This window comes from uncultured Paraglaciecola sp., from assembly GCF_913058035.1.
Classification (GTDB): Bacteria; Pseudomonadota; Gammaproteobacteria; order Enterobacterales; family Alteromonadaceae; genus Paraglaciecola.
In genome coordinates this window covers 1-10,848 of the sequence record NZ_CAJXPA010000155.1, presented here as the reverse complement: position 1 = coordinate 10,848, position 10,848 = coordinate 1, and the positions used below count along the sequence as shown (strand labels likewise).

6 protein-coding genes are annotated in these 10,848 nt (G+C 39.3%); 2 read left to right on the top strand and 4 right to left on the bottom strand.

Features of this window, described 5'->3' with window-relative positions; all coding sequences use genetic code 11:
* Nucleotides 1-588: 588 nt before the first annotated feature.
* Entirely contained in the window at nt 589-1,854 is a 1,266-nt protein-coding gene (locus QZ562_RS16550) for an NADH:flavin oxidoreductase/NADH oxidase family protein (RefSeq protein WP_293762557.1), read from the bottom strand.
* Between the two features lie 510 nt (nt 1,855-2,364).
* Nucleotides 2,365-2,907 carry a tetratricopeptide repeat protein gene (locus tag QZ562_RS16545; RefSeq protein ID WP_293762554.1) on the bottom strand — a complete coding sequence of 181 codons (543 nt, stop codon included), beginning with the start codon at nt 2,905-2,907 and terminating at the stop codon, nt 2,365-2,367.
* Between the two features lie 237 nt (nt 2,908-3,144).
* Between QZ562_RS16545 and QZ562_RS16540 the strand changes: the two genes are divergently transcribed.
* Nucleotides 3,145-5,244, top strand: coding sequence for a winged helix-turn-helix domain-containing protein (locus QZ562_RS16540; RefSeq protein ID WP_293762551.1), 2,100 nt, complete (start codon nt 3,145-3,147; stop codon nt 5,242-5,244).
* A gap of 1,355 nt (nt 5,245-6,599) precedes the next feature.
* On the opposite strand, the gene QZ562_RS16535 is transcribed toward QZ562_RS16540, so the two are convergent.
* Together QZ562_RS16535 and QZ562_RS16530 are read right to left on the bottom strand one after the other, a co-directional pair.
* Complete coding sequence (locus QZ562_RS16535; protein WP_293762548.1) at nt 6,600-7,592, bottom strand: alpha/beta hydrolase; 993 nt, start codon at nt 7,590-7,592, stop codon at nt 6,600-6,602.
* A 453-nt stretch (nt 7,593-8,045) separates the two neighbouring features.
* Nucleotides 8,046-9,467, bottom strand: coding sequence for a hypothetical protein (locus QZ562_RS16530; RefSeq protein ID WP_293762544.1), 1,422 nt, complete (start codon nt 9,465-9,467; stop codon nt 8,046-8,048).
* A 184-nt stretch (nt 9,468-9,651) separates the two neighbouring features.
* On the opposite strand from QZ562_RS16530, the gene QZ562_RS16525 reads away from it, so the two are divergent.
* A partial coding sequence (locus QZ562_RS16525; RefSeq protein ID WP_293762541.1) for an AMP-binding protein occupies nt 9,652-10,848 on the top strand: 1,197 nt, incomplete at its 3' end.

The window sequence follows — 10,848 nt, the reverse complement described above, 5'->3', positions numbered from 1 at the left end:
TTAAACAACCTATAAAATAGGCTTTATTAAAATAAAGCATTGAAAATCAATGTGCTAATTCAAATCTAGCGCGATATTTCAAACAAAATAACTCCCATACCTATTGGTAACCAAATACAAATGTGATTACCAATACAGACTAGACAGAGTCAGTACTAAGCTCTAGTGGTACTTCGTATTTAATTTCAGCAAAAGTAAGCACCAATTTATGCAACGCGCTATTTATTTTATTCCAATTTCCATGTGCCTTTTCTTCATCATAATCAATAATTTTTTATCGCTAAGTGTCGATTACAGTTATTTCATAGCCATATTCTCTTATGTATCGGGAGGAAACGTATTTTTTGGTAAAAAATTTAATTATCCTACTCGCTGGTCTGTTTTCCCATTGAGAGTTGTGTTCACTTAATCTTATGACAGGAGATATCTTGTATGGCTATTCATTGCATTTTGGTCAAGTTATATTGCAGAGTCATTGACACTTTTTAGAACATCACAATAAATAATTTAAAAAGCATTTTTCACTCTTATAATTTGCAGTTATTAGGGTGAGTTGGGTTAACTGCACAATTATAAAATAGAATATATTTACCCAAACTTTCTTTTTATATTCAGTTTGAAATCATTTGTCATATGTCTTAAAAATGCCTTGAATGTACCTAATTGAGTCTCGGGTGCTAACCCTCTGGATAGGCGGATAATCTGCCAGTAATAAAATCCTACCTGACCAAAGCTATTAATGGCTTTTATCAGACTTGAAGGACTGTTATTACCCCAAAAGCCTTGACCTAAAACTAGTTTATCCTCATGAGAGTCGATACTCTGAATCGTTTGGTTGATCAGTTTTGCTGAACAATCAGGGTCAGTGCACAGAGGCCTAGCAAGTCCAATGACGTCCACCTCACCACTTTCGATAGCTCGCTCCATGACAACTCGACTGCGAAATCCACCTGTGATCATCACAGGAATTTTAGCAGACTGTTTAATACGCTCCGCATATTCAATAAAGTAGGCTTCGCGTTTTCGGGTACTTTCTCGCACATCTGTTGGCTCGACACCTATTAAACTTAATTGTTCATAGGTGCCGCCTGATATTTCTAGCAAATCAACGCTATCTTCGCCCAACCACTTGGCTACAGTTATACAATCTTCAAGGCTAAAACCTCCCTTTTGAAAGTCTGCCGAGTTGAGCTTAACACCTATAGGAAAGTCAGTACCCACTACCTTGCGTACACCGACAATAATGCGGCGAATAATCCGTGCTCTATTTTCTAGAGTGCCACCCCATTGATCTTGGCGTTGATTAATTTTAGGTGATAAAAACTGGCTAAGTAAATAGCCGTGGGCGCAATGAATTTGTACTCCGGTAAAGCCTGCCTCTTTAACCAGTCGAGCACTTGTTATGAAACGTGCAATGACTTCTTCTATATCACTTTGATCCATTGGGCGCGGTCTAGAAAAATTTCCTAGGATTGTCAATTGTACATCTGAAGGACATAAAGGTGTTTTAGAAACCATCCTGGGGCATTGACGACCAGGATGATTAAGTTGTACCCACAAATGATTCCCTCCTGCAGTTCCCTGTTTTGACCAACTACGAAATAACTCTATGTTTTTATCATCTTCTAACACAACATTTCCAGCTCTTTCGAGGTAGCGCCGGTCAACCATTATATTACCTGTGATATGTAACCCTGTTCCACCTAATGCCCACGTTTTATAAAGTTGGATTAATTCAGCAGTAGGTAGGTCAAACTTATCAGCAAGGCCTTCTGTCATGGCACTTTTACATAGGCGATTAGGAAGTACGCTGCCATTTGGTAAGGAGATAGATGATGCAAGAGGGCTGGTCATTTAGGAGTCTTAGTGTGATTGATTGATACCTATTGTAAGACTGTGATGAGAACAATAACAATCTTTAGTGACACCCACCTAAGATTAGACGTTGAAAACATCTGGTTTTGTTTGCACAATTGATACATATATAGTTCTTAACGTCGTGGAGAGGGGGGGATCTTCGGTTTGGTATTCTCAACTTTTTGGCTATCTTGAATAATCAATTGTGGCAATATCAAGGCAAGCTAAAATTGTATACCTATTAGGTCTATAAAATTCAAAAAGTGAGCGTTTACTATCATTAATATTATCTATACATTTAATGGGTAATTTATTTGAAGTATTTATAAAACGTAAGCTCGTTGGCAGGCAATGCCTTCAACGAGATGTTCTTACTTAATGTAACACTAAAACCAAACTTATAAAGATGCTCAAGACCTGGTTATGAGATGCTTCATTCGATGAGGCACGTGTGAATATTTTAGTGGACGCCTCTGTTACCTAATGTCAACAAAGGCGTTGTTGATTTCAACGAGTCGTAGTGGCTAAAAGTGATGAATATTGAACCATCATCAAATCATCATTCTTGCTTAATGTGTTTTGCTGTTTAACAATTTTTAAGTTGCCTGCCACCATACTTTGAAATCTACCATGACTACTGGCCTTATCTAAATCTTCAAGGCTAGCTTCAAAATTACCCATAACATAATGCATCACAGCACGGTTGTTATATGAAATCACTGATGCTTTGCCCGTGTTAACAGCGTCATTGCAGTATTGGTTTGCTTGTTCCATGTTGCTAATAGCCAAATTAGCAGCGCATAAGTTATCAAGAAGTGGTTTACGTAAAGATATAGCTGAGTTTCTTGCTAAAGCAGCTTTGCTTTTGCGGATCCCCTGTTCCCAGTTGCCGGACTCAATTTCTCGTACGCCGTTAACGTCAGCCACACTAGTTTTCACCATGAGTTGTGAACCTGCTGTTACATCAAACGTTGATGCTTGGCTAGTATTAGGCATTATCAATAGCATGGCTACGACTGCTGGAGAAAATGTTTTGATTGCTGTTTTCATGATGACCTACCTTTAGTTTGTGAACGATTGGTTAACGCTTAACCGTTAGTGAAATATGTTTACTTGTGTTGGTTGCTTGTGCCGTTTGAGTTTGATCAGTATGGTGAACCGGCAGAAAAAAATCCTGATGAACAACAGATAAAAAGCTGATGAAATTGTGATGAAAAACCGATATTGGTGGTTACATACCCATACCACCTCAAAATGCTAGGGTAATAATTTAGTGGGACCAAACAATTGACTGAACAAGCGCTACCTGAAAATGGATATTTTCGTTTAGGTGATTACTACATTGACGTGGGCGATCATAGAGTATTTCATGCCGATGAAAGTCGTCGTTTAGAACCAAAAGCCATGCATGTTCTGTATCAGCTTGCTTTGTGTGCTGGTGAAACGGTTAGTCGACAAGAATTAATGGACAAAGTGTGGCATGGACGTGTGGTGATAGAGGATGCACTGACACGAGTCATTTCTCAGGTTCGCTTAATTTTAAACGATAGTAAATCTCGCCAACTGATCCACACGGTACCTAAAAAAGGTTACCGGCTATCAGCAGATGTCACTTGGTTGACCAGACAAGAGTTTATTAAGCTAAGCACAAAAAATATTACTGCATCAGGTTCCACTTCATCATTGAATAAAGGTAAAGTTTTGGTAATTACAATGTCGAGTTTAATACTTGCTTTGCTGATTTTTACTTTATTAAGAGAAACACCAGAGCCGCAAGGATCTGTGTCTGAAGTCGTTACTCAAAATATCGAAAAAAGTGCTGTAAAGCCAGAAATGATCATCGCCTTTTTACCATGGCGCAATCTTACTGGCGATGATGACAATGACTATTTGGCTGAAATGCTGCCAGAGGAGCTGTCGATTACTCTGGCCAAATCAGACAAGGTGACTGTGTTGGCTCACTATTCTTCTATTGCTCTTGCCAGAGAGTCAGATGCAATAGGCTCCTTAGCTAAACAGTTGAATCTTGATTATTGGGTAGAAGGCAGTATTACTGAGGCGAATAAGCGTATTCGTGTTTTAGTGCGCTTGGTTGAAAAACAAAGTAATAATGCGGTTTGGTCGGAAGTGTATGAAGATGATATGCAGAATCTACTTATATTAAATACTGGGATCATTTCAGATATTAATGCTCAACTGTTTGGGCGAAGCGAGCAAGCTAATTTTACAACATCCAACAGTGTAGATATTAATGCTTACCAAGCTTATCTGCAGGGAAGTTACTGGTGGATGAATGGAAAAACCAGTGAGTGGTTTTTTCGAGCAGAAGCTTCATTCTTAAAAGCAACAGAGCTAGCGCCTGATTTTGCCGCTGCATTTGGCAGCTTAGCGTTTATATACGCGAGGTATAACTATCATGATGTATACATGGAAAAGGCGGTTGCTGTTGCAAAAGCGACGGAGACTATTGATACCGCCTTACAACTTGATCCTAATGATATTAATGCCCTTTTAGCTGGCGCCTTATTAGCTATTGAAGACTTACAGTTCGACATGGCCGAGCAATTTATCGATAAAGTGTTAAGTGTAGATGCCTCAAGTACCAGAGGCTTATATGTTTATTCTGAATTAGCCCTGGCTAAGAATCAGTTTGGTGTGGCACTCACCTATGCTGATAAGGCACTGACGATAGACCCACTTTCGCCTTGGATAAATGTAAACAAAGCCATTGTGCACTTTTGGCGAAATGAGATGGTCAAAGCATTGGCATCAGTCGAACACGCCATCGATATTGATAGTAATTTCACATGGGCTTATGTGTGGAAAGCTAAAATACTTGACCAAAGGGGAGAGGTTTTAGACGCGATTGAGGCAATGAAAGTCTGTTTACAAATCGATGATGGCTCGCCAGTAAATAGTATTTACTTAGCGTTGTTATACACCAAAGCTAAAATGCCTGAACAAGCACAAAGATGGTTTGCGCATACTGCATCACTTTATGGCGATTCCCCTGATGCTAGATTTTGGCAAAGCTACTTAAGTTTTACAACACAACAAGAAGAACCCGATATCGCGCGACAACTCGTTGCTCAGGTCACGCTAAAAACCACGCGTTTTTTTAGTCTAGTGCCATTCCAAAAAACGTTACTGGCATCACAACCTAAACTAATAAAAAAAGCCTTACCCGAGTTGCTTTCACTTATTGAGCGTCCCAATCAATTGGGTTTTTGGGTTAATTACCATAATCAATACAGTGCTTACGCTGCTTTAGCATTGATGCAGCAACTTGATAGTGTTGAATTTAAGCAACAACTCACTTTATTAAAAGCTCAAGTTAAAGTATTTGAGAGTAAAGCTGCTGTGCGACTACGGGGCAATATCAATTAAGATAAGTTTGGTATGTGAATTAAGTGATGAGTAGTGTCAGTGATGTGTACAACAAGTTACTTAACTATCACCAAAGTTCATATTTACAAAGACAAGTTTGAGTATCAAATACCGACTCGCACACCGACTTATATTAGAAAGTTAAACTGGCAATTAACTTTTTCAGTTGGTCATAAATCTTTCGACTGGCCAGTTTTTTTGATAATTTTAACCTAAAAGAAGCCTATTGCTTATGACGATTATAATAGTGCTAAGAGTGCTAAGAGTGCTAAGAGTGCTAAGAGTGTTGTTTATTTAGCGAGAACATTTTGGTGTGATGTGGTTGCTAAGGGGATAAAAACCATGGTCCACGGAGAAACAACGTTAAATTTGAGTTGTGAGTGGTCGCAAAGTTGCGGGGTTGTTCACCCCATACTTGCTGGTGATATTTCATAATGAGTATCAATTTAGCAAACTATGGGCCTCAAGTTAGCGAGCTATGGGACTCAAGTTAGCGAGCTATGGGCATTAAGTTAGAAAGCTGATTAAATTTTGCAGGTGCGAAGTCCTATTAAATCTATCTAAACTTCAGACTATATTGAACATTTGTTAAGCCGCCTATTTAGTGAATATCTGTAATTTCACTTTTACATTTAAAAGAAGAACTAAGGTATTCAGGATTTCTTTGGTAGTGCCGTCAGTAATATATTGTTGTGACTAATCGTGACCCATGTATTCAAAGGACGTCCCGCGATAGAACGTTTTAAATCATTGTCAATCGGCACCACAAATAGTTTCTTAGATGCGATAAAACCTAAGGCTACTATCAACGCACCCACTAATAGGTCGTTAATTTTATTACCGGTTGTTCTCGAAAAGAGACTGCTGTGTCCACATCGTAAGTAAATTTTAGGCCTTCAAGAGTGAGTTCAAAGGTCCAGCCAAAAATACACACCACTGGAAAACAGACTGAGACCCCAGTGACTATGGTGCTAAACAATGTGAGGAGATGAAGCACTGGGGTAATCACTGAGATGATTTGTAAAATAGGCCAACAAGTTATCCAATAAACTTGGCCACCTAAAATACATTGGGGTGTTTCAATTCAGAAAAAATGGATATTGCATTTCCTTTTCGCAGAAAATAAAACTCATGTTCAATCACTTTATCGGACTTTAAGATGAGAGCCTCTTTTATAAACTAGTTATTCGTTTAAGCCTACGACCCATCGTATGGCTCGAACAACGTTTATTCATAGCCTCTAAATATTTTTTAGAAGCTGAAATTTGAATTTTCTATTATTTTATTCAGTCTAACTAGTAGCTGTTCACTTTGAATTTAACCGGTCAGTTAAACTTAAATTGGTCAGTTAAATTCTATAATCCGTTCAGGAATTCTATCAATAAGTGATTCACCTGTTCAGCTTTTTCACGCTGGATCCAGTGACCCGCCTCAGGGATTATATGACAGCCACAGATGCCTGGTAACGTGACTGAAAAATTGTCAATATTCCTCTGTGTGTTAGGAAACTTGAGTACATCATCAGACCCACCTGCAATAAAAAGAGAAGGTTGGTGAATAACCTGTCCTCGCCAAGGTGTCATTAGTTCCCAAGAGCGGTTAAGGTTGCGATACCAATTAAGTCCACCACGAAACCCTGTTCTCGAAAACTCTGTCGCGTATTCTTCAATGTCTTGTTCAGTCAGCCAAGCTGGAAGTGTTTCTGGCTCTATTGTATTATCGAGAAAACCTTTACCGGATTGCAGCATGCCAAAGATAATGGTGTCTGGTCCATTTCCTGATGCGCTGTAATAAATACGGCGAATTGATGCAGCAACATCTTGTTCCAGTTCAGCTTCAGCCACACCGGGAGTCTGAAAGTATTGAAGATAAAAGTTGTCGATACCGACCGATCGCAAGCTAGATAGGATATCTGTGTGGCCTATAGGTACAAAAGGCACACTCATCCCTACCACTGCGGTAAAAATGTCGGGTCTTAACAACGCACCACCCCAAGCCACTTGAGCACCCCAGTCATGACCCATAATAACAGCATGTTTTTCGCCCAGTACGCCAACTAGCTCTACTATGTCACCTACTAGATGCAGCATAGTATAGTCGCTGATTTTTGGTGGGGCAGTAGTTCCACCGAACCCACGCATGTCGGGGGCAACGACTCGGTATCCGGCTCCAGCCAAAGCGACAATCTGACTACGCCACGAAATCGCTAACTCAGGAAAGCCATGACATAACACCACCAAAGGTCCACTACCCATGCTGGTTACTTTCATAATTAAACCGTTAACCTCTAACATTTGAATATCAAGCTCAGATAATCCTGGTTCTGTCGATTGAATTTGCTTGGTCATAAATGAAAATCCTATTGCTCAAGTAGTTGTGGTCAATTGCAGATAATTCTTCACTACAGCCTGAGTGTTCTGCCTAATGGGTTGAAGTTGACTTCACTTTTATTGGTCACTAGGGCTGATGAAGGCGAAAAAGTGTGCAAAACCATCAAGATGACAATCTACTAGACGTTTAGCTACGTTGGAATGTGCTCATCACTGACCGCAAACCCTTAGGTGGCTATCGACTATAAAAACATTGAAATGTATAATTAACAATCATTTATCACTTCGTTTTTGAAGAGCTTCGCAAAGAGTATTCCTAAGGAGCCTCGACTTTATCAGTAGTGCCAATTATCACAGATCAACCTGTCAGCCCTTGGGATAGCTTGTACCTAAAATGATAGTTTGGAGTGTTATAGAAAGGTCAAACTTTACGTTAGTCACTATGACAGATCTGTAGTTCAAAAGTCTCAATTACAGCATCACAATTAGATAAAAATCTAATGCTAACAACACGAATGCACTATAAAAACCATTCCATTTTATTCCCATGTGAAAGGGCGAAATTCCAGTGAGCTTAGCACTAATACGTACTGAGGTTGTGGTAGGGGAGCTACCAATAACTACGGCCCAAGTAACCATCATCACTAGTGCTATGGTCACAGGCGTATCTTCAAGACTGGGTAATTGAGACAAAGCTCCAGCCACTAAAGTGACTGAAATCATTGGGTTGATGAATAAAAGAGCCGCTAAAAAAATTATCCATGAAGATGAAATGAGTATCAGCGCTGCAGATATATTCAAATGCGCTAATTGTTGCGCAAACCATTCAATGTCCAACACCGTTAACAATAAGCGACCAATCAGCACTGAGCCTGCAAAAAAAATAATTTCTGAACGCTGCAACGGCAATTTAAAAAATATGTCTTTTCCGAAGCGTCTTATTGTTAATTGTACGGCACTTAATGTATTTCGTTTGCGATGATACTGGATAAATATCCAAGCGGTACTCACAATCGGTGCACTTACTAAGACCGCAGCGATGGGCCGTAGAGAAGTCATGGCTATTAATAAACCTGAAACTATTGCTAAGGTGATGACAACAATGGCGATGGGATAGCTCACCTTCAAATCTGACAAATTATTAGATATCGCTGGCACAAGGTGTCTAAGATGTTTGGGTGCCTGAACATGATCCAGCCAGATGCCAAATAACAGTATTACTAGAGTCAGGTACAAACCATAAGGAATAATATCTATCCACTGGAGTGTGGGAATAGTGGTGACTAAAAGAGTCATTGTTACTGATGTTGGGGCCCACAGAGGTATGCTACAAAATCCTCGGACCACTGCTAACATCATACGGCGCTGTCTTGCACTGTTTATTCGAGTATCTACAGTGTCTTTATTGTCATGCAGGCTTCTGTGGATCATGGTACCTAACAAATTAATGGCGCCAACACTCATTAATATGCCCAATAAGTGACTGGCAAAAGTCAGCAGCGCATAACGTCTAAGAGGCTGTTGTTGTAATAACGCCCGGCCAGTTAGGTTGACTGATTTTGAGGTTAAGGCCGCCTCTTTTAATAAGCCTAGCGCTATTAAGAAAAATGCAAAAAATGCGACATTGCTGCACAACATACCTAACTGCACAAGTGATATTTGTGCCAAAAGTAATAATACTAGCGTCAAGCCAATCGCTACCATAGCAACAAGTTTTGTAGTTAATTCTAAGCATTTCCATTCGATTAACGTAAATAATAACAACACTATTACGGCTAATATAGCGGGGGATTGATAACCGGTCCATTGGGTTATTAACGTCGCAAAAAAGATAACGACTAAACATGACGGAGATAGCCAAGAAGGGATTAACCAAGAAGGAGATTTATACATTTGTGTCTTTATTTAACATGGGTCTGGTTGGTTATCTCATTATTGTATAAAGTGCATAATGTTGTCTCTCAAAAATAATTGCAAAATTTAATTCCGCATTGCAGAATGTTAACGCTGTTTTAATAATTATGTTAGTGTCTTGGTAATAATAAATAACTACAACTTGTATTAAAACGGGTGCTTAATGTTCAATCCAACAGAATTAGAGTTGCTTGCTGATATAGAAAAAATAAGTTACCAAGATCGATATTATTGTAAAACAACATACGATGTATTTTGCCATGCCGCAGATGAATATTCTGCTGATATTGCTATAGCTGAGCATTTAACTGCTTCTCGAGATGAAGTGGCCAAACAGCTTTCATTTGGTGTTCTATCTAAAAAAATCAATCAAACAGCAAACCTGTTTCAATCATTCGGTGTTGAGCGCCATGATGTTGTCTCTATTTTACTGCCCAACTTAACGGAAACTCATATTAGTTTATGGGCATCTCAAGCTATCGGTATCGCCAACCCTGTTAACTACCTTTTGCAAGTTGCTCATATTGTTGAAATATTGAATGAGGTTAAGGCAAAAATATTAGTCACAGTTTCTCTTGATGATGCCACTGAATTAGGTAAGAAAGTGCATCAGATTATTGAACAAGTGCCATCACTTGAGCATCTAATTTTACTGGATGCTCGTCTTCCTGAGGTCAATAACAAAAACATTATCATTACGGATTTTTATAGTGCGATAGCAACTCAATCTGATCAACGATTAGCACAATCTTTTCAACCCAATAGTGATGATATTGCCATGTATTTCCACACTGGCGGCACGACAGGTCGTCCTAAAATAGCCAAACTATCCCATGATAATATTAGTTTTGTGGTTCAAGTGTACGCAGGATTTAATACTTATCACGGTAAATCTCCAGTATTGAATGCATTACCGTTATTTCACGTGTTTGGTGTAATTGCCGCTAGTTTGTCGATGTTTATTGTGGGTCGTACGGTAGTTATTATGACTCCAGAAGGCTTTAGAAACCCTAACACGGTCAAAAACTGGTGGTATTTTGTGAGTCAATATCAAGTGTGTTGGTTTCCTACTGTACCCACTATTATGTCTGTTTTATTGCAGCAACCGCATGAGGAAATTGATCTGAGTTGTTTTGAATATGCGGCTTGTGGATCAGCCCCTTTACCCCTTGAATTAAAATTATCCTTTCAACGAAGATTTAATTGTAGTGTGACCAATGGTTACGGCATGACAGAATCATCTTGTTTAATCGCTAGAGTATTACCTGGCTCTGATATTAAAGGGGTGGCAGTGGGCAATGGCATACCTTACAGCCGAGTGATTGCTGCTCAACTAAATGATGATAAAATCAGCCGTGTT